This is a genomic window from Ralstonia flatus (assembly GCF_958439105.1).
Taxonomy (GTDB): domain Bacteria; phylum Pseudomonadota; class Gammaproteobacteria; order Burkholderiales; family Burkholderiaceae; genus Ralstonia; species Ralstonia flatus.
In genome coordinates this window covers 232,378-252,253 of record NZ_CAUDLI010000003.1, presented here as the reverse complement: position 1 = coordinate 252,253, position 19,876 = coordinate 232,378, and the positions used below count along the sequence as shown (strand labels likewise).

Here is a 19,876-nt window from a genome sequence, read left to right as displayed (position 1 = left end):
TTGCCGGGCTCAACTACCTGCCACGGACGTTTGCGTGCCCGCCGCTTCATGCGCACGGCGCAGACGTTCGCGGCTATTTGACAGGTGCATGCGCATTGCGGCGCGAGCGGCTTCGGGATCTTTCCGTGCAATGGCTTCGAAGACGCTGTGGTGCTCGCGGTTGACCGTGGCGCGCAGTTCGGGCGCGTTCAGGTAGCCGACCTGCGCCAGCCCCATTCGCGTACGGGGAATGAGCGTCTTGCCGAGCTGGGCGAGGGCGCCCACGAAATGTTCATTGCCGGTGGCGCGGGCAATGCTCAGATGAAACTGGAGGTCGGACGTGGCGCTGTCGTTGCCCTCCGCCTGGTCCTGCTCAATGGCTTCGAGCGCCAGACGCAGCGCCTCGATCTCGGCCGCGGAGATGCGCTGTGCGGCCAGGCCGGCGCATTCCGTCTCAATGGCGACGCGCAATTCCAGCATGCTCAAGATGTCACGCATCGTCGACGCATCGCCCAGCGGAATGCTGTTGTCGACCCGCGGCGGCAGGACGAAGCTGCCGATGCCGTGACGCGTCTCGATCAGCCCCTTGGCTTGTAAGCGCGAAATCGCCTCACGTACCACCGTGCGGCTCACACCGAGCGCTTCCATCAACGCGGATTCCGTGGGCAGCTTGTCGCCAACCCGCAGGGATTCGCTGGCAATGCGCCCCTTGACGTGGTCCACCACCACGTCCGCCAAGCTTTGGGTGCGGCGCACGAGCGTTGCGGGCGAGCTGACGGTGGGCATGCGGTCTCCGGGAGGGCGGGTTTACCAGGGGTGGTTCGGCGCGAATGTGTCAATTATAGTCGCATCCATGTTGTACGACGACTGATGACATACGTGATGACAATCAATCACCCTGCTACCGAATCCGCAGTTCGCACGCCGCGCGTGACCCGCCTTCAGGTCATTCCCGTGGCGGGCCGCGACAGCATGTTGCTGAATCTCAGTGGCGCGCACGGCCCGTTTTTCACCCGCAATATCGTCCTCCTGGAGGACTCCGAAGGTCATATCGGCGTGGGCGAAGTGCCGGGCGGCGAGTCCATCCGCAAGACCATCGAGGATGCGACGCCGCTGGTTGTCGGACAACCGATCGGTGCGTACAACAACGTCCTGAACAGCGTGCGACGCCAATTTGCCGATCGCGACGCTGCCGGCCGCGGGTTGCAGACCTTCGACCTGCGCACCACCGTGCATGCGGTGACGGCGCTGGAAAGCGCGCTGCTCGACTTGCTCGGCCAGCACCTCGGCGTGCCTGTGGCGGCGCTGCTGGGGCAGGGGCAACAGCGCGACAAGGTGCCGGTGCTCGGCTACCTGTTCTTCGTGGGCGACCGCAAACGCACCGACCTCGATTACGCCGACGGCAGCGATGCCACGGACGACTGGACCCGTGTGCGCCACGAAGAAGCGCTCACGCCGGAGGCGGTCGTGCGCCTCGCCAAGGCGGCCCATGCACGCTATGGCTTCAAGGATTTCAAGCTCAAGGGCGGCGTGTTGAGCGGCGATGACGAAATGGTCGTCACGACGGCACTGGCCGAGGCCTTTCCCGAGGCGCGCGTCACGCTGGACCCGAACGGCGCGTGGTCGCTGGCGGAGGCCATTCGCCTGTGCCGCGACAAGCACGACGTGCTGGCCTACGCAGAAGACCCGTGCGGCGCCGAGGGCGGTTACTCGGGCCGCGAAGTGATGGCGGAATTCCGCCGTGCCACCGGCCTGCCCACGGCCACCAACATGATCGCCACGGACTGGCGCCAGATGGGTCACGCCATTCAGCTGCACTCGGTCGACATTCCGCTGGCCGATCCACATTTCTGGACGATGCAGGGCTCGGTGCGCGTGGCGCAGATGTGCGACGACTGGGGCCTGACCTGGGGTTCGCACTCCAACAATCACTTCGACATTTCGCTGGCGATGTTCACGCACGTGGCCGCGGCCGCGCCGGGCAACATCACGGCCATCGATACGCACTGGATCTGGCAAGACGGACAGCGCCTGACGCGCGAACCGTTCCAGATCGTCGGCGGCGAGATTGCCGTTCCGACCGCCCCGGGCCTGGGCGTCACGGTCGACATGGAGCAACTGGAAAAGGCTCACGCGCTGTACAAGCAGCACGGCTTGGGCGCGCGCGACGACGCGATCGCCATGCGCCAACTCATTCCCAACTGGCAGTTCGACAACAAGCGCCCCTGCATGGTGCGTTGACTGTTGACCGTTGACCGCTACGGCGGAACCCGAGGCGGCGCACGTCGTGGCACGCCGCCTCGTAGATCGGTAACCAATAAAAAAATATCGGAGACAACACCGTGAAGACCATCAAGGGCTTGCGCTGGTGGATCATCGTGCTGGTGTGCCTGGGCACGATCGTCAACTATCTGGCGCGTAACTCGCTGGGCGTGCTGGCGCCCACCCTCAAGAGCGAGCTGGGGATGAGCACCCAGCAATATTCCTACGTGGTGGCGGCCTTCCAGGTCGGCTACACGATCATGCAGCCGGTCTGCGGCTTTATCGTGGACCTGGTCGGTTTGCGTATCGGCTTTGCGCTGTTTGGTGTGTTGTGGTCGTTTGCCGGCGTGCTGCACGCGGGCGCTACCGGCTGGCTGTCGCTGGCAGGTTTTCGTGCCTTGATGGGGCTGACGGAAGCCGCTGCCATTCCGTCGGGCATGAAGGCCGTGGCCGAATGGTTCCCGGACAAGGAAAAATCCGTCGCCGTCGGCTGGTTCAATTCGGGCACCTCGCTGGGTGCGATGTTGGCGCCGCCGCTGGTGGTCTTCCTGCATCTGCGTTACGGCTGGCAGTCGGCGTTTGTGGTGACCGGCGCCATCGGCTTCCTGTGGGCCGCGCTGTGGTTCGCGTTCTACCGTTCGCCGAAAGACCACGCCGCGCTGTCCGCTGCCGAGCGCGAAAAGATCATCGGCGGACAGCTCCGCCCCGTGAGCGCCGAGCGCGGCAAGCGCCCGGTCAAGGACGTCGTGACGTCCCGCCGTTTCTGGGCGATTGCGCTGGCGCGCTTCTTCGCCGAGCCGGCCTGGCAGACGTTCAGCTTCTGGATTCCGCTGTACTTCGTGAACGAACGCCATCTCGATCTGAAAGCGATCGCCATGTTCGCGTGGCTGCCGTTCCTGGCGGCGGACCTGGGCGGCCTGGTGGGCGGTTACCTGTCGCCGTTCCTGATCAAGCGTTTCCGCATTCCGCTGGTGTGGTCGCGTGTGTGCGGCGTTGTGCTGGGTGCGTTCATGATGATCGGTCCGGCGTGCGTCGGGCTCGTGGCGTCTCCTTACACGGCGATTGCGTTGTTCTGCGTGGGCGGCTTTGCGCACCAGATGATCTCCGGCTTGGTCAACACGCTGTCGGCGGACGTCTTCGATCCGGAAGAGGTCGGCACCGCCAGCGGCTTTGCCGGCATGGCGGCGTGGATCGGCGGCCTGGGCTTCTCGCTGTTGGTGGGCGCGCTGGCTGACAAGGTCGGTTATGGTCCGCTGTTCGGCCTGCTCGGCGCGTTCGATCTGATCGGCGCGGCGTTGTTGATTGTTCTGATTCGCGGTCAGTCGCATGAAGAACGTGCCGCGCGTCAGATGCGTCTGTCTGCTTCAAACTGAGTTGAAACCGATGTCCATGTTGAATCCCCCCCGATTCGAAGTCCAGGCGCATGAAGGCAACCGGCTGCGGCTGGCCAGCAGCGCCGGCGCTGCGATTGAACTCTTCGTGCTGGAAGAGGACATCATCCGCGTGCTCGTGCTGCCGCAGGGCTACCTGCGCGGCCCGGCCACGTGGTCGATCGCCCCCGGCGGTGACGACACGCCGCTCGAAGGGCGTGACCGCCGCGACCTGAGCGGCTTCGCGCTGCCCGCATTTGCGTTGCACAGCGATGCCGACACGCTGCGCGTGGAAACCAGCAAGATTCGCCTGAGCGTCGCCCTGGCAGGCGGCTTCTGCACATGGCAGATCCGCGGCGCAGGCGGGTGGCAGACCGTGCTGAACGATCGGCCCACGCAGGCCTACAACTTCGGCTATTGGGACGAGCAGGTCTACCACTACGTGCGCCGCGAACCCGGCGAGATGTACTTCGGCCTGGGCGAGCGCGCCGGCGACATGAATCGTGCGCACCAGCGTTATGAGATGCGCAACATCGACGCGATGGGCTACAGCGCCCGCACGACCGATCCGCTGTACAAGCACATCCCGTTCTACGTGACGTGGCAGCCGGAAAACCGCACCGGCTTCGGGCTGTTCTACGACACGCTGTCCGATTGCAGCTTCGACATGGGCCGCGAGCTGGACAACTATCACGGCCTCTATCGCTACTTTGTCGCGCCGCATGGCGATCTCGACTACTACTTCATCGCCTCGCCCGACACGCCGCTCGACGCCACGCGCCGCTTTACGTGGATGACTGGCCGCCCCGCGTGGATGCCGAAATGGGGCCTCGGTTATTCCGGCTCGACGATGACGTACACCGACGCGCCCAACGCGCAGGAACAGATGGCCGAGTTCATCAAGGGATGTCGTGAGCACGACATCCTCTGCGATTCGTTCCATCTGTCGTCGGGCTATACGTCGATCGGGCCGAAGCGCTACGTCTTCAACTGGAACACCGACAAATTCCCGGATGCGCGCGGCTTCGTCCAGAGCTATCTGGACGCGGGCATTCGCCTGTGCCCGAACATCAAGCCGTGCCTGCTGCGCGATCACCCGAAGTTTGAAGAAGCGAGAGAAGCCGGCTTGCTGATTTGCGACGCAAACGGCGAGCCGGCGTGGGTGCAATTCTGGGATGAAGTTGGCGCGTATCTCGACTTCACCAACCCGAAAACGCTCGACTGGTGGAAGGCCAACGTCAAGAGCGCGCTGCTCGAATACGGCATGGCGTCCACCTGGAACGACAACAACGAGTTCGAAGTCTGGACGCCCGACGCTTTCGCTCACGGGTTCGGCAAGAAGACGCCCATCCGCGAAGCCAAGGTGCTGCACACCATGCTGATGATGCGCGCCTCGCGCGAAGCACAGCTCGAATTTGCACCGCAGCGTCGGCCGTTCCTGGTGTCGCGCTCGGGCGGTGTCGGCATGCAGCGCTATGTGCAGACCTGGTCCGGCGACAACTACACCTCATGGGAAACGCTGCGCTACAACCTGAAGATGGGCTTGGGGCTGGCGCTGTCGGGCGTCTCGAACATCGGGCACGACATCGGCGGGTTTGCCGGCCCGGCGCCGTCGCCCGAGCTGCTGGTGCGCTGGGTGGCCTTTGGCGTGTTCCTGCCGCGCTTCTCCATCCACTCGTGGAACGACGACAAGACCGTCAACGAGCCGTGGATGTATCCGCAGGTCACCTCGCAGATTGCCTCGCTGATCAAGCTCCGCTATCGGCTGATTCCGTATCTGTACGAACTGCTGTGGCAATCCACGCAGGCCTACGAGCCGGTACTGCGCCCGACGTTTGCCGAGTTTCCGCACGACCGCCGGTGCTACGCCGAGTGCGACGACATGATGATCGGCTCGTCGCTGCTGGTGGCGCCGACGGTGGACGAAGGGCAGACCGAGCGCACCGTCTATCTGCCGGCCGGCGCGCGATGGGTCTCGTACTGGAGCGGCGAGGCGTTCGAGGGCGGACAGACCGTCACGCTGCCTTCGCCGTGGGACCAACCCGTCATGCTGATTCGCGAAGGCGGGGTGATCGCGATGAACGTGGCGGAGCAGCATTTCGACCGGCGCGCCGATCAACGCGGCTTCCTTGTCGTGCCCATGCAGGGTGTTGGCGAGACCGCTGGCGGCAGTGTTGAAGACGATGGCGAAACCGAAGCGTGGCGCAACGGCGAGCAGGGCCGCTGGAGCGTGCGTGCGGTGTCAGACGCGCAATCCATCACGCTGCACGTATCGCGCGAAGGCAAGATGCCGACGCCGGCTGACACGGTGGAGATTCACCTGCCCGCCGGTGATGCGCGGCCGGTGCAGACGCCGCATGCCCGCGTGCTGGAAACCGTTGTCGTGGGTGGCTGGCGCCGCCTGACGTTGCAATTGCTGGCCTAGTGCCGCATTTTTGCTGCGCATGACGATCGGGTCCGCAGAGGCACGGTGATGCGCAGTGTTCCCTTGGTGCAGGAGATTTCCGAGATAACAACGATGAAAACCACACGAGCCAAACGTTCCCTTTCGATCCGCCCGGTCTACGCATCGGCAGCGCTGCTCTGCGCGGGCGTGTCGATGCATGCTGCAGCGCAAACGTCGGTCACGCTGTATGGCGTCGTCGATAACGCCTTTGCCTATTCGAGCAATCAAGGCGGGCACTCCAACACCTACATCAACTCGGGTGCCTTGCTGGCCAGCAAGTTCGGCCTGTACGGCACGGAAGATCTGGGTGGTGGCAACACGGCGCTGTTCCGGCTGGAGAGCGGCTTCAATGCCGACACGGGTCAACAAGCCCAAGCCGGGGTCATCTTCAACCGTCAGGCCTACGTCGGCCTGAGCAACACGAACTATGGCCAGGTCACGCTGGGCCGTGCGTACACGCCTTACTTCCAGTACGTCGCATCGCTGGGGCCGACCAACGTGCTGACGGGTGCCACCGGCGCACACCCGGGCGACGTGGACGCGTTGGACACCACGCTGCGCTTCAACAATTCCATCACCTACAGCACGCCGGTGTGGGGCGGTCTGCAGGCGGGCGTGCAGTACGGCTTTGGCGAGCAAGCCGGCAGTGTTTCGAACGGCAGCAGCGTGAGCACCGCGCTGCGCTATGACTACCAGGCCTTCTCGTGGGGCGTCGGCTATACGCGCCTGAAGAACGTGTCGAGCGGCACGACGGCCGGCAACTTTAGCAACGTCGGAACCTTCGCCAACAACTCGCCGGTCAACGCCGGCTATGCCACGGCAGACTCCGCGCAGCTCATCGCCACGGCAGCGCGCTATACGTTCGGCAAGCTGATGGTTGGCCTGAACTACTCGAATGTTCAGTACAAGCCGGGCGCGCTGTCGCTGTTCACGCAATCGGCCACGTTCAATACGGTGGGCGCGATTGCCACCTACGATCTGACGCCGGCATTACGGCTCGCCTTCGGCTACAGCTACACGGCCGAGAAGGCGCGCAACGGCATCAGCTCGCCGGCCAAGTACAACCAGTTCTCGATGGAGCAGCTGTATTCGCTGTCCAAGCGCACCGCGTTCTACGCGATCCAGGCGTATCAGCGCGCCAATGGCCAGACGCTGCGCGCTTCCGGGACGAGCACCTCCATCGTCGATGCGGTGGCGTCGGTGGGCGATTCGCAGAACGGTACGCCGTCGAATGGACGCAGCCAGTTTGTGGGCATGGTCGGCATTCGGCATTCGTTCTGATGCATAGCCAGACCTGGCTTGCGCCCGGCCCAGTGCATACGCTGCAGGCCGGCGCGTTGACGATGGTCGTCGCGCCGGCCGCCGGTGGCCGCATTGCCTCGCTGGCGTCGGCCGGCGAGGGCGGCCAGCGTGTCGACTGGTTGGCGCCGATGTCGGCCGAGTCCCTGCGCGACGGCTTCGAGGGGCTGGCATGGCCCAAGGCCGGGTGCTATCCGCTGCTGCCGTTCTCCAACCGCATCCGCGACGGGCGCTTTGAATGGAGCGGCCGCGCGATCCGTCTCGCGCCGCATCCCGGCCAGGCCCACGCCATGCACGGACTGGCGCATGCGCGTGCCTGGACGGTGGAGCAGGTGACAGCGTCGTCGATCGAACTCGGCTTGCGCTATGTGCCCGAGCCAGACAACTGGCCCTGGCCGTTCACCGCGACGCAAACGCTGGTGCTGACTGAATCCGGACTGGATGCCGTCATGACGCTGCGCAACGATGGCGACAGCAGCATGCCGGCCGGCGGCGGCTTCCATCCATATTTCGTGCGCACGGCCGATACGCGCGTCCAGTTCGATGCTGCGACGATGTGGCCGACCGACGCCGGTGAAGTTGCCGTCCGCCGCGAGCCGATCACGCCGCGGGAAGATTTCCACCAGGCGCGCGCGTTGCCCGATGCGGCGCTCAGCGTCTACTACAGCGAATGGCAGCGACGTGCCGTGGTGTCCCGCGCGGGCGGCGTGCTGACCCTGAGCGCCGATGACCCGCTCGACCACTTCATCCTCCACGCGCCGCACGGGCAGCCGTATTTCTGCCTGGAGCCGATTTCGCACGTGGCCGATGCGATCAATCTGGCGGCGCAGGGGTGGAAAGGCACCGGCCTGCGCGCTCTGGCACCTGGCGAGACGGTGCGCATGCGCATGCAACTGCGCATCGAAACAACGGCCTGAAAATGCCGCGCCGCGTTACCGGCGTGCGTCCGCCCACGCGGCTTCCTTGCCGAACCAGTCCGTCAGGAAGTCGATAAACGCGCTGACCTTGGCCGACAGGTTGGCGCGTTCCGGGTACACCGCAAAGATGTCCGCCACGGGCAGCGCCCAGTCCGCCAGCACCGGCACGAGCCGGCCGGCGCGCACGTGTTCGTGGATGTCCCATTCCGATCGCATCAGGATGCCGTAACCGGCCAGCGCCCAGAGCACGCCGGTTTCGCCGTCGTTCGTGCTGAGCGCGCCGCGCACCTTGATGGTTTCCTGTCGACTGCCGCGCGTGAGGTACCACGTGCCGTAAGCCGCGTCGCTTTCGCGCAGCGCGATGCACTGATGTGACTGCAGATCGCGCGGCACTTGCGGCATGCCGGCACGCTCTAGGTAATCGGGCGAGGCGCACAGCATGCGTTTGTTGTTCACGATCTTGCGCGCGACCATGCGTGAATCCGGCACCGTGCCGAACCAGATGCCAATGTCGAATGCCTTGTCGGTCAGGTTGACGGAGCGGTCGGTCAGTTCAAGCTGCACCTCCACCTCCGGATACCGCCGCGCGAATTCCACAATGGCGGGCGCCACGTGCCGCCGCCCAAAGCCGAACGTGGCGTTGATGCGCAGCAGACCCTTGGGCGTGCCCCGGCTGCTGGAGACCACCTGCTCCAGTTCCTGCAGCTCTTCGAGCAGGCGTGCGCCGGTCGCCAGATAGATTTCGCCTTCGTGGGTGACGCTCAGCCGCCGCGTGGTGCGGTTCAGCAGCCGTACGCCAAGCCGCTTTTCCAACTGCGCCAGGCGCGCGGTGATGGCCGGCGGCGTCACGCCAAGCTCGCGCGCCAGCGCGGCCAGCGAACCCTGCTTGACGAGCTGGGTGAAAAACTCCAGATCCGATACGCGATCCATTATTCAAGTCAGATGAAGAATAGATAAATTTTCGCGCCAATTATAAAACCGTTCTGCATGTCTACACTTCGTCTCGCCAGTGGCCCGGGTCGCCTTCAGTCAGGCGGGTGGGCCGGCCACGCGAATGGGAGGAAGCATGGCGAAGACGCTGTATCAGAAGCTGGTCGAATCGCACACCGTTGCCCAGCTCGATGCGCAGAACGTGCTGCTCTACGCAGACCTGCACATCATGAACGAGTACACCAGCCCGCAAGCCTTCGCCGGCTTGGCGGAAGCGGGCCGCACGGTGGCCGTGCCGGGCCAGCACATGGCCGTGGTGGACCACATCATCCCCACGCACCCGGTGCGCGTGCGGGTCATCCAGGACCCGGCGTCGGCACTGCAGGCGTCCAACTTGGCAAAGAACTGCCGCGAACACGGCATCGTCCTGTTCGACACCAACGATGCGCTGCAGGGCATCGAGCATGTGATTGCGCCCGAGTTGGGGATGATCCGCCCGGGCATGGTGGTGCTTTGCGGAGACAGCCACACAACGACCTACGGCGCGTTCGGTGCGCTCGGCTTTGGCATCGGCACGTCGGAGGTCGAGCATGTGCTGGCCACACAGACGCTGGTCTACCGGCTGGCGCAGGACATGCGCATCCGTGTAGAAGGCGAACTGCCCATCGGCACCACGGCAAAAGACCTGATCCTGCACATCATCAGCCGCATCGGCGCACAGGGCGCGCGCGGCTACGTGGTCGAGTTCACGGGCAGTGCCATTGCCGCGCTTTCGATGGAGGCGCGCATGACTCTGTGCAACATGGCCGTCGAGGCCGGTGCACGCGGCGCACTGATCGCGCCCGACGCCAAGGCCACGCGCTACGTGCTCGAACATGCGCGCGACGTGGCGCATACCCATGTAAGCGCCGCGCTGGCGGATTGGCGGCAGTTGTTCAGCGATGCGGATGCGCATTTCGACGTCGAGCACGCCTTTGACGCGCGCGACGTTGCCCCGTACGTGACATGGGGCACCAGCCCCGATCAGGCGATGCCCATCACTGGCAAGATTCCGCACCCCGAGGCCGTTGAGGACGCCTCGGCCCGGGCATTGCGCTATACGGGCCTGCAGGCCGGCGCCGCCATCGAGGGCGTGCCCGTGCAGCGCGTGTTCATCGGCTCGTGCACGAACGCGCGCATCGAAGACCTGCGCGCCGTGGCCGGCATCGTCAAGGGCCGCAAGGTGGCGCAGGGCGTGCGCGCCATGGTCGTGCCGGGTTCTGGCGCCGTGCGTGTGCAGGCCGAGCAAGAGGGGATTGCCGACATCCTGATCGCCAGCGGCTTTGAATGGCGCCAGCCGGGCTGCTCGATGTGCCTTGCCATGAACGACGACGTTCTCGCTCCTGGCGAGCGCTGCGCCTCGACCACGAATCGGAACTTTGAAGGGCGTCAGGGGCGGGGCGGCATCACGCATCTGATGAGCCCGGCCATGGCGGCGGCCGCTGCCATTACCGGTCGCATCGTCGACGTCCGTCAACTGCAATCGCAACCGGCGCAAGCGGAGGCTGCCCATGTCTGACACCAAACGCATCGAAGGCACGGCCGCACCGCTGCCCACGCCCAACCTCGACACCGATCAGATCATGCCCAAGCAATTCCTGCGCGGCATCGACAAATCGGGGCTCGACAGGGGCCTGCTCTACGACCTGCGCTACGACGCCGATCACCAGTTGCGCAGCGATTGCGTCCTCAACCAGCCGGCGTACCAGGGCACGTCCATCCTCGTCGGCGGCAGCAACTTCGGGTGTGGTTCCAGCCGCGAGCACGCGGTGTGGGGGCTGCAGCAATTCGGCATCCGCGCCGTCATCGCGCCCAGCTTTGGCGAGATCTTCTACAGCAACGCCATGAACAACCGCCTGCTGCTTGTGATGCTCGACGAGGCGACGGTGGAAAGCATCCTGGCCGACGTGTCGGACGCGGCCACGAGCCGCATCGCCATCGACGTGGAATCGATGACCCTGCGCAGCCATAGCGTGGAGGCGTCGTTCACGCTGTCCGAACGCCACCGCCACATGTTCCTGCACGGGCTCGACATGATCGGCGCGACGCTCGCACGCTGGAGCGACATCGACGCCTTCCAGCAGGCGCATTGGAAGACGCGCCCGTGGCTGCGCGACATCGCGGCTACCACTCGCGCACGTCTGGCTGCCATGGCGCCGAGCGGCAGCCTCTGAATTTTCCCAGCACGTTTTCGCAACCTCACACAGCAACGCCGGCGCCAGTCCACCTCGCGTGAAGACGAGGCGCGCCGCGCGGCTGATCAGGAGACATCATGGAAGCATCCATTCGGGCGCAGGAGAACACGCGCGCGAGCCTTTGGCGCACGCTCAGCGGCTACAGGATCGGGCCGTTGCCTCTTCCCGTGTACGCCGCGATTGCCGCCATCACGCTGCTCGCGGCGCTCAACAAGAAGTTGCCCGACGACATGATCGGCGGTTTGGCCGTGCTGATGCTGCTCGGTTTCCTGCTGGGCGAAATCGGTGCGCGGCTGCCGGTGTTCAAGCACATTGGCGGGGCGGCCATTCTTTGTCTGTTCGTGCCGTCCGCGCTGGTCGGCTACAAGGTGATCGACCCCGAGATGTTGAAGGCGCTCACGACGACGATGAAGACGGCCAACCTGCAATATCTGTACATCGCGTGCCTGGTGGCGGGCAGCATCCTGGGGATGAGCCATCGCGTGCTCGTGCAGGGCTTCATGCGGATGTTCATTCCGCTCTTGATCGGCACGCTGGCGGCCATCGTGGCGGGCGTGACGGTCGGGCTGTTCTTCGGCTACGACCCCAAGCACACGTTCTTCTTTATCGTCATCCCGATCGTCGGGGGCGGCATTGGCGAAGGCATCCTGCCGCTGTCGATCGGGTATTCCGAGATTCTCGGCCGGCCGCAGGCGGAGCTGATTGCGATGCTGGTGCCGGCGGCGCTGCTCGGTAACGTTGTCGCCATCCTGTCGAGCGGCGTGCTCAAGTCGGTGGGGGGGAAGCGGCCGCACCTGACCGGCCATGGCGATCTCGTCAAATCCGGCAACGACGCCGATCTGCTGGCCAACGATCGCACCGACGCGCCGCTCAACCTGGGCCTGATGGGCGCCGGCTTGCTGATCAGCTGTGCGTTCTTCATCTTCGGTGCGCTGCTGTCGCACTTCACCGGCATTCCCGGCCCGATTCTCATGATCGTCAGTGCGGCGCTGCTGAAGGTGTCGAAGGTGCTCCCGCAGAACATGGAGCTGGGCGCTTACCAGATGTACAAGTTCGTCTCGACCAATCTGACGTTCGCGATTCTTGTCGGCCTTGGCGCGTTGTTCGTCTCGTGGAAAGAGCTGCTGGCCGCGTTCACGCCCGGCTATTTCGCGATCTGCGCGGCGACGGTGCTGGCGCTGGTGGCGTCAGGCTTCTTCGTCGGCAAATGGCTGGGGATGTATCCGGTGGAGTCGGGCATCGTGACGGCGTGCCACAGCGGGTTGGGCGGCACGGGCGATGTGGCGATTCTGTCGGCGTCGAATCGCATGGGGCTGATGCCGTTTGCGCAGATCTCGACCCGCATCGGCGGGGCTGCGATGGTGGTAGCCGCGACGATCCTGCTCAAGGTGCTGCACTGAGCAAGAAAGGCGAGGGTAAGTCCGAAGAATGAGCGGCCGGCGCGCAGCGTGTCGGCCGTTTTGTTGTCTGCGCACCGCGGCGCGCAAGCGCATCGCAAATTGCGCAAATGAAAAAGGCCCGACAGTTGCCTGTCGGGCCTTCCATATTCTGGTGGGGCGTGAGTGACTCGAACACTCGACCTACGGATTAAGAGTCCGCTGCTCTACCAACTGAGCTAACGCCCCGCGAAGAAACGAGACTATATCAACCTTTTTTGGATCGCGCTAGTCCTTTGCGCGAATTTTTTTCGAATCGGCGCTGTGACTGCGCAGCACGTCGATGAATTGCGTGAGCCCGTGCGTCGGATGCTTGTCCCGGTGGCTCACGATCAGCAGTGGCCGGGCGATGCGCGGCAGGCCGCTGTTCACCTCGACGAGGCGGCCGTCACGCAATGCGTCGGCCACCACGTGGCGCGACAGGCAGCTAATGCCGTAGCCGGCAGCCACCGTGCGCTGGATGGCTTCGGAATGCCCGAGTTCGAGCGCCACGTGCAGCGGCCCGACCACCGAAGCGATGCGGCTGTCGACCAGTTCGCGCGTGCCGGAGCCCGGTTCGCGCATCAGCCAGCCCGCTTCGCGCAGCGCTGCGTGTGAGACAGGTTCCGTCCCTTGAGTGAGCGGGTGCCCCGGCGCCGCCACGATCACCATCTCATCGTCGATCCACGTTTCGATTTCGAGCGCCTCGCCGCGGCACGTGCCTTCGATCAGGCCGATGTCGACCTCGAAACGCTGCACCGCATCGACCACGTCCTGCGTATTGCCGATCAGCACGTCGAGCTGGCTATTGGGCGCAATCTCATGCCGGAAGCCAGCGAGCAGGGCGGGCAGCACATAGTTGCCGATCGTGCTGCTGGCGGCCAGCTTCAGGCGCACGTTCGGCTGGGCGGTCGCGTGTTCCAGCGCATCGGCGTGGTCGAGCAGCGCCTGTGCTTGCGGCAGAAGCTGCCGGCCCAGCGCATTCAGGTGCAGGCGCCGCGCATGCCGGTCAAACAGCGGATGCCCGAGCGTGGATTCCAGCTCGGCCAGCGCCGCGCTGACAGCGGATTGCGACAGACCCAGGACTTCTCCGGCAGCAGTGGTCGTCTCACTCTGGGCAATGGTGGCGAAGACGGCCCACTGCCGCAATGTGACGCGAGGCGCTTTGCTATCCATAAAAGTGGTTGGAATTACGAAAATTACCTGTTTTACATGTTATCACGGTCCGCATATCGTTATGCACATATCGAATAAGCAAGGCGGATGTGATGACGATTGCGCAGAAACAGCTGGCACCCTCGAGTATGGCGGCGGGGTTCGATGGGCGGACGCTTGCCAGCGTGACGGTGTTGTTCGCCTGTGCAGGCGTGGCCGTAGCGCTTGGGGCCATGCCGTGGGCGGCGCATCTGGGGTTGAGCGCGTTGACGCTTGCCATCCTGCTCGGCATGGCCGTGGGCCATGTGCCGGGGCATCAACGTTGGCTGACCCCGGCGGCGATCCAGTTTGCACGCCATACGCTGCTGCGGGCCGGCGTGATTCTCTACGGCGCCCGGCTGACGCTTGCGCAGATCCAGGATCTGGGTACGTCGGGCGTGGTGATTCCTCTGGTGGTATTGGCCTCGACGATGCTCGCCGGTACGTGGATCGGCACGCGCTGGTTTCGCCTCACGCGTTCGCAAGCCGTGCTGGTGGCGGCGGGTAGTGCGGTGTGCGGGGCTGCGGCCGTGCTGGCCGTTGCGCCCGCGGTGAAGGCGTCGCCGCGTGAGACGGCCGTAGCGATCGCCAGCGTCGTCCTGTTCGGCACGGTTGGCATCTTTCTGTATCCGTGGTTGTACGCGCTTGTCGCGCATGCCGGCGGGGCGGTCTCGCCGGAACACTTCGGCGTCTACATCGGTTCGACGGTGCACGAGGTCGCGCAGGTGATTGCCGCTGCGCGTCCGTTGGGCGACGACGCCACCAACGCGGCCGTGGTCAGCAAGATGGTGCGCGTGCTGGCGCTGGCTCCGCTGCTGGTGGTGCTGGCATGCACGACGCCTGCTGAAGCGCCGGCTTCCGGTTCGGCGCCTTCCGAGGGTGCGCTTCGCAAGGCCGCCGGCCATGCCTGGAAGGCGATGCCCTGGTTTGCGGTGGGCCTGCTGATCGTGACGCTGCTGAATTCCGCCGGCGCGATCCCCGCTGCATGGCACGCCCCCATCGACGCCATCGACACCGCCATGCTGGCTTGCGCGATGTTTGCCATCGGCACGCAAACGCATGTGCCGATGCTGCTGAAGTCCGGTGTGCGTCCGCTGCTGTGCGCTGCGGTGTTGTGGATTGGGTTGGTGGGCGGCGGCGCGCTCATCAATGTGGGCGTGCGTTGGCTGGTAGGTTGATCAGGCCCCGAAGCGGTGAGCGGGGGGGGGGGGGGGCGGCAAGTTCGCCTCCATGGCGTGCAAGTCGCATCCGATTGCCGACTTGTGCGCTGCGGCTTTTCATTCGTGCGCGGCCACCTAGTATGAAGTCCTGTGTCTTCGACAAAGGGGCGACCATGCAAGCGCATCCCGTAGTCTCAAGAGATGAATGGCTCATCCAACGCCGGGCGCTGCTGGCCCGCGAGAAAGAGGCCATCCATCTGCGCGACGCCATCAATGCCGAGCGTCAGGCGCTGCCGTGGGTCAAGGTCGATACGGAATACGTGTTCGCGTCGCCGGAAGGTAGGAAGACGCTTGGCGAGCTGTTCGACGGCCGCAGCCTGTTGATGGTCTATCACTTCATGCTCGGTCCCGATTGGGATGCGGGCTGCCCTGGGTGCTCTTTCCTGTCCGATCATGTTGGCGGAATGCTTACGCATCTGAACCACCACGACGTGACGTTCGTTGCGGTCTCGCGTGCGCCGATGGGCAAAATCGCGGCGTACAAGAAACGCATGGGCTGGCGATTCCCGTGGGTGTCGTCGTTCGGCTCGACGTTCAATCACGACTATCGCGTGAGTTTCTCGCAGGACGAACTGGCAAGCGGCTCGGTCGACTACAACTACACGGCCACGCCACGCGAAGAGGCTCACGACGAACTGCCTGGGATGAGCGCGTTCTACAAGGACGAGGCCGGCAACGTCTTCCATACGTACTCGACGTATGCGCGCGGCTTGGAAGACATGGTCGGCACACTGCTGCTGCTTGATCGCGCGCCGCTCGGCCGCAACGAGACCGGCCCGATGTCATGGGTGCGCCGTCATGACGAATATGAAGACGCACCGAAGACGCACGGGTGCTGCGCGACGTAAGGCACTCAAGCGGAAGAGGGAAGAAGCGAAGAGAGGATTTGGTGCCCGAGGCCGGGATCGAACCGGCACGCGCCGATTAGGGCGCAGCGGATTTTAAGTCCGCGGTGTCTACCAATTTCACCACTCGGGCTTGGGGCGGGTGCAAAACAATACACGACACCGATGCCACAAATGAAAACGCCCCGCACGAAGCGAGGCGTTTTGTTATTTTGGCTCCCCGACCTGGGCTCGAACCAGGGACCTACGGATTAACAGTCCGGCGCTCTACCGACTGAGCTATCGGGGAATCGCTGTAGCAGCGAAGAAATGAATTCTAGCTAGTTTCCGATCTGCCCGTCAACACCTTTTTTGCGATGCACGACAAAAAGTGTGTCGGGCAAGTTCGCTCAACGCGTTCAGCCGCGGTCGAGGTACTGCTCCTTGTCTTTCACGTCCTTCCAGTCGTCGGCGTCGGGCAAGGGTTGCTTGGTCTTGGTGATGGACGGCCAGCCGGCTTGCGCCAGCTCTGCATTGATGGCGATCCATTTCTGCTGATCGGCAGGCACGTCTTCTTCGGCGTAGATGGCGTTGACCGGGCACTCGGCCACGCAGACGGCGCAGTCGATGCATTCATCCGGATCAATGGTCAGGAAGTTCGGGCCTTCGCGGAAGCAGTCGACGGGGCAGACGTCCACGCAGTCGGTGTACTTGCAGCGGACACAGCTTTCGGTAACGACGTGAGTCATTTCGCTTGGAAGTTGATGCTAGGAATTCGTGGGGCGCGCGGTCACGGATGCTTGTGCGTCTCCATGCCGGCAATCCCGCATTGTAACGCACCGGCTGTCGCTGACCGCTGTGTCATCCGTGCGCGGTCAGACAGTTTTGGCATGTGTTTATGCGCAGGCGCAAGGTTTGGCCAATCCGCTATTGCGCATGCTCGATCACCATCTGCACGCGCGTGATGCCGTTGAATGTGTTGTTGTCGAGCCGGTAGGCCACATAGGCCGAGGCGCCCAGCGGCTCCGCGTGGTTGAACCAAATGGCGTCGAAATGCTGCTTGCCCCGGCCGAGCTTGAGCTTGAGGTGCTTTTCCTTCAGCACGGCCTGCGACAGCACATCGAACTCGCCGCAGAAGCTCGGCGCCGGAAAACCCTGACCCCAGACCTGGGTTTCGAGCAACTCGACGAACTGCGGCGTGAAGCATTCCGGGTCGGCTTCGCCGTCGGTTTCGAGCACGCGCGAGAGCAGGGCCTCGGTCAGCCATTCGCGGCCGACGGCCTCGAAGGTGGCGACGAATGTCTCGAAGCCGTCTTCGCGCAGCGTGAGCCCCGCCGCCATGGCGTGGCCGCCAAACTTGACGATCAGCCCCGGGCTGCGCTTGTGAACGGCGTCCAGCGCATCGCGCAGGTGGAAGCCGGGAATCGAGCGGCCCGAGCCTTTGATGACACCATCGTCGCCGGGCGCGAAGGTGAAGACGGGGCGGTGAAACTTGTCCTTGATACGCGACGCGACGATGCCGATCACGCCCTGGTGCCACGTCTCGTTGTAGACCGCGATGGTGTGGCGGCCCGCGCCGTCGATGGCGTTCATGCTGTCTAGGATGGCGAGCGCTTCCTGCTGCATGCCGGCTTCGATCTCGCGGCGCTCGCGATTCATGCCGTCGAGTTCGGCGGCGATGGACATGGCGCGGTCGTAGTCGTCGGTGAGCAGGCATTCGATGCCGAGCGACATGTCCGCCAGGCGCCCTGCAGCATTCAGGCGCGGGCCAAGGCCGAAGCCCAGATCGAACGTCGACGCGCGACGCGCCTCGCGGCCGGCCACGCGGAATAACGCGGCGATGCCCGGACACATCCGCCCGGCGCGCATGCGCTTGAGGCCCTGTGCGACCAGCAGGCGGTTGTTGGCGTCGAGCTTGACCACGTCGGCCACGGTGCCGAGCGCCACCAGGTCGAGCAACGCATCAAGGCGCGGCTGATCCTGCGGCGTGAACACACCGCGCTTGCGCAATTCCGCCCGCAGGGCCAGCAGGACGTAGAACATCACGCCAACGCCCGCCAGATTTTTGCTCGGGAAGCCGCAGCCCGGCTGGTTCGGGTTGACGATCACGCGCGCGTCCGGCAATTGCGCGCCGGGCATGTGGTGGTCCGTCACGACCACGTCGATACCCAGCGCGTTGGCGGCCGCCACGCCCGCCACGTCGGCGATGCCGTTGTCGACGGTGACGAGTACGTCTGGCTTCTCGCGCGCGGCGAGTGCCACGATTTCGGGCGACAGGCCGTAGCCGTACTCGAAGCGGCTGGGGACGATGTAGCTGACCTGTGCGCCGAGCATGCGCAAGCCGCGCACGCCCACGGCGCAGGCGGTGGCGCCGTCGCAGTCGTAGTCGGCAATGATCAGCATGCGCTTGTTGGCGGCGATAGCGTCGGCCAGGTAGCGCGCCGCGTCGTCAATGCCCTTGAGTTGCGTGGGCGGGAGCAGGTCGGTCAGCTCGGTCGACAGCTCGTCGGGCCGCGCGACACCGCGGGCGGCGAGGATGCGCGCGAGGACGGGATGGATGCCGTGGCCGGCCAACGTGGTGGCGGCGTCAGGGGAATGCGAACGGACAGCGATGCGGGTCATGCGGAATCGGGCTCAGGCGGGCTCAGGCAGGCTCAAGCGGCCATGGAAAGCGGGGACAGCGCGTCGCGCAAGGTGCGAGGGCGACTCAGTGGATGGCTCAAGCGGCGCACCCAGCCGAACGCGCCACTGGCGAGTTCGCGGCGCATGACGCGGTAGTGGGCGTAATGCGAGTCGCCGGTCAGCACGAGCGAGACGGCGCCGATGCGGCCGTCGGCCAGCGCATCGGCGGCGGGGGAAAACCAGTCGCGATCGTAGGCGCGCAGGGTTTCGATCCAGTCGTACCAGTCGGCGGAAAGATAGGGCTTGCCGGCGTCGCCCAGCAGCGCGGCGGCGCTTGTGTCGTCGAACGGCACCGCGGCCAAGGTTTCGGCACACAGCTCGGTGGCGTTGCCGGCGTGGCACAAGCCGGCGAAGAACGGATCAGCGCCGATCATGCGCTCGGCAATGGGGCGGGCATCGACCAGCGCGCCCTGGCCGAATAGCCAGACCGAGTTGACCGGCAGCAGGCCGCGCGCCTCGCGTGCCTGATTGACGGGGTGGTCATACCACGTCATCTGGATCTCGTTCTGGAACTTGCGCCAGGCGCGCTCCTGCTCGCCCTTGTGCATCCAGATGTCGATGTTGTGGCCGGTGGCGCGCTGCGGCGCGGCGGCAATGAGGTCGCCAAAGGGCGAATCGGCGACGTACCAGCGGGCGGCGTGCGTGGCGTCGAGCGTGATCCCCATCTCCTCGACCAGGGGGGCGATGGCGGCGCGCAGGGCGTCGGCGTCGGCGGCTTCCAGGCGGAGCTGGGCTGGGTCGAGCATCACCAGATGGTCCCGGGCGGCGTGGATGTGGACCGGCTGCAGGCAGGCCCACGTGCGCGTGTCGGCGATGCCGCCGTCCGCCAGGCGCATGTACGGCGCCGAGGGCAACGGGGAAATGGGCAGCCCGGCGTGCTTGGCCAGCCAGCGCTCGTGTGGCAGCGTGGGCAGGTAGGCGTCGTCGTGGCGCTCGCGCTCGGCCTCGCGCGCACGCGCGAGCAACCTTTCCAGGCCCGGCAAGGTCAATTGACGGTAAGCGTCGTCGGCCACCTCGGCAGCGGGCGCGCAAAACGGGACAATCAGGGTGAGTTCAGGAATCATGGCTCCGAGATTGTAAACTTCCGGCTCGTTGGCCAGTGAG

Annotated in this window: 16 protein-coding genes and 3 tRNA genes; 10 read left to right on the top strand and 9 right to left on the bottom strand. The window is 65.0% G+C overall.

What is annotated here, in order from left to right:
- Positions 1-9: 9 nt before the first annotated feature.
- Positions 10-765 (bottom strand): FadR/GntR family transcriptional regulator, encoded by a 756-nt coding sequence (locus tag R2676_RS08195; RefSeq protein ID WP_206275494.1) that lies wholly within the window; start codon positions 763-765, stop codon positions 10-12.
- An 84-nt stretch (positions 766-849) separates the two neighbouring features.
- On the opposite strand from R2676_RS08195, the gene gudD reads away from it, so the two are divergent.
- From gudD to R2676_RS08170, 5 genes are all read left to right on the top strand, one after another.
- Entirely contained in the window at positions 850-2,220 is a 1,371-nt protein-coding gene (gene gudD, locus R2676_RS08190; protein ID WP_102065023.1) for a glucarate dehydratase, read from the top strand.
- Positions 2,221-2,321: 101 nt separating this feature from the next.
- Positions 2,322-3,614: an MFS transporter gene (locus tag R2676_RS08185; RefSeq protein ID WP_206275493.1), complete on the top strand. Its 1,293-nt coding sequence runs from the start codon at positions 2,322-2,324 to the stop codon at positions 3,612-3,614.
- A gap of 10 nt (positions 3,615-3,624) precedes the next feature.
- Positions 3,625-6,036, top strand: a complete 2,412-nt coding sequence (locus R2676_RS08180; protein ID WP_206275492.1) for a glycoside hydrolase family 31 protein — start codon at positions 3,625-3,627, stop codon at positions 6,034-6,036.
- 93 nt (positions 6,037-6,129) lie between these two features.
- Entirely contained in the window at positions 6,130-7,338 is a 1,209-nt protein-coding gene (locus R2676_RS08175) for a porin (RefSeq protein WP_206275491.1), read from the top strand.
- Entirely contained in the window at positions 7,338-8,273 is a 936-nt protein-coding gene (locus R2676_RS08170; RefSeq protein ID WP_206275490.1) for an aldose 1-epimerase, read from the top strand. The genes R2676_RS08175 and R2676_RS08170 overlap by 1 nt, the downstream gene beginning before the upstream one ends.
- Positions 8,274-8,288: 15 nt before the next feature.
- On the opposite strand, the gene R2676_RS08165 is transcribed toward R2676_RS08170, so the two are convergent.
- Positions 8,289-9,203: a LysR family transcriptional regulator gene (locus R2676_RS08165; RefSeq protein WP_206275489.1), complete on the bottom strand. Its 915-nt coding sequence runs from the start codon at positions 9,201-9,203 to the stop codon at positions 8,289-8,291.
- Between the two features lie 136 nt (positions 9,204-9,339).
- Between R2676_RS08165 and leuC the strand changes: the two genes are divergently transcribed.
- From leuC to R2676_RS08150, 3 genes are all read left to right on the top strand, one after another.
- Positions 9,340-10,761, top strand: a complete 1,422-nt coding sequence (leuC, locus tag R2676_RS08160; RefSeq protein ID WP_206275488.1) for a 3-isopropylmalate dehydratase large subunit — start codon at positions 9,340-9,342, stop codon at positions 10,759-10,761.
- Positions 10,754-11,416: a 3-isopropylmalate dehydratase small subunit gene (gene leuD, locus R2676_RS08155; protein WP_206275487.1), complete on the top strand. Its 663-nt coding sequence runs from the start codon at positions 10,754-10,756 to the stop codon at positions 11,414-11,416. The genes leuC and leuD overlap by 8 nt, the downstream gene beginning before the upstream one ends.
- Before the next feature lie 98 nt (positions 11,417-11,514).
- Entirely contained in the window at positions 11,515-12,837 is a 1,323-nt protein-coding gene (locus R2676_RS08150; RefSeq protein ID WP_206275486.1) for a 2-hydroxycarboxylate transporter family protein, read from the top strand.
- Between the two features lie 149 nt (positions 12,838-12,986).
- Here the strand turns inward: R2676_RS08150 and R2676_RS08145 are convergent.
- Positions 12,987-13,062, bottom strand: a tRNA-Lys gene (locus tag R2676_RS08145).
- Positions 13,063-13,101: 39 nt separating this feature from the next.
- The gene (locus R2676_RS08140; RefSeq protein WP_206275485.1) at positions 13,102-14,028 is read right to left on the bottom strand and encodes a LysR family transcriptional regulator; all 927 of its coding nucleotides are present in this window, start codon (positions 14,026-14,028) and stop codon (positions 13,102-13,104) included.
- Positions 14,029-14,120: 92 nt separating this feature from the next.
- On the opposite strand from R2676_RS08140, the gene R2676_RS08135 reads away from it, so the two are divergent.
- The gene (locus tag R2676_RS08135; protein ID WP_206275484.1) at positions 14,121-15,224 is read left to right on the top strand and encodes a YeiH family protein; all 1,104 of its coding nucleotides are present in this window, start codon (positions 14,121-14,123) and stop codon (positions 15,222-15,224) included.
- Between the two features lie 155 nt (positions 15,225-15,379).
- Complete coding sequence (locus R2676_RS08130; protein ID WP_206275483.1) at positions 15,380-16,114, top strand: DUF899 domain-containing protein; 735 nt, start codon at positions 15,380-15,382, stop codon at positions 16,112-16,114.
- Between the two features lie 39 nt (positions 16,115-16,153).
- On the opposite strand, the gene R2676_RS08125 is transcribed toward R2676_RS08130, so the two are convergent.
- The 5 genes from R2676_RS08125 to R2676_RS08105 form a co-directional block, all read right to left on the bottom strand.
- Positions 16,154-16,244, bottom strand: a tRNA-Leu gene (locus R2676_RS08125).
- 80 nt (positions 16,245-16,324) lie between these two features.
- A tRNA-Asn gene (locus tag R2676_RS08120) sits at positions 16,325-16,400 on the bottom strand.
- A gap of 109 nt (positions 16,401-16,509) precedes the next feature.
- Positions 16,510-16,839, bottom strand: a complete 330-nt coding sequence (gene fdxA, locus R2676_RS08115; RefSeq protein WP_009238498.1) for a ferredoxin FdxA — start codon at positions 16,837-16,839, stop codon at positions 16,510-16,512.
- Between the two features lie 178 nt (positions 16,840-17,017).
- Entirely contained in the window at positions 17,018-18,712 is a 1,695-nt protein-coding gene (gene recJ, locus R2676_RS08110) for a single-stranded-DNA-specific exonuclease RecJ (protein ID WP_316857001.1), read from the bottom strand.
- Between the two features lie 32 nt (positions 18,713-18,744).
- A complete protein-coding gene (locus R2676_RS08105; protein ID WP_206275426.1) occupies positions 18,745-19,836 on the bottom strand; it encodes a hypothetical protein in 1,092 nt (363 codons plus the stop codon).
- Positions 19,837-19,876: the final 40 nt, after the last annotated feature.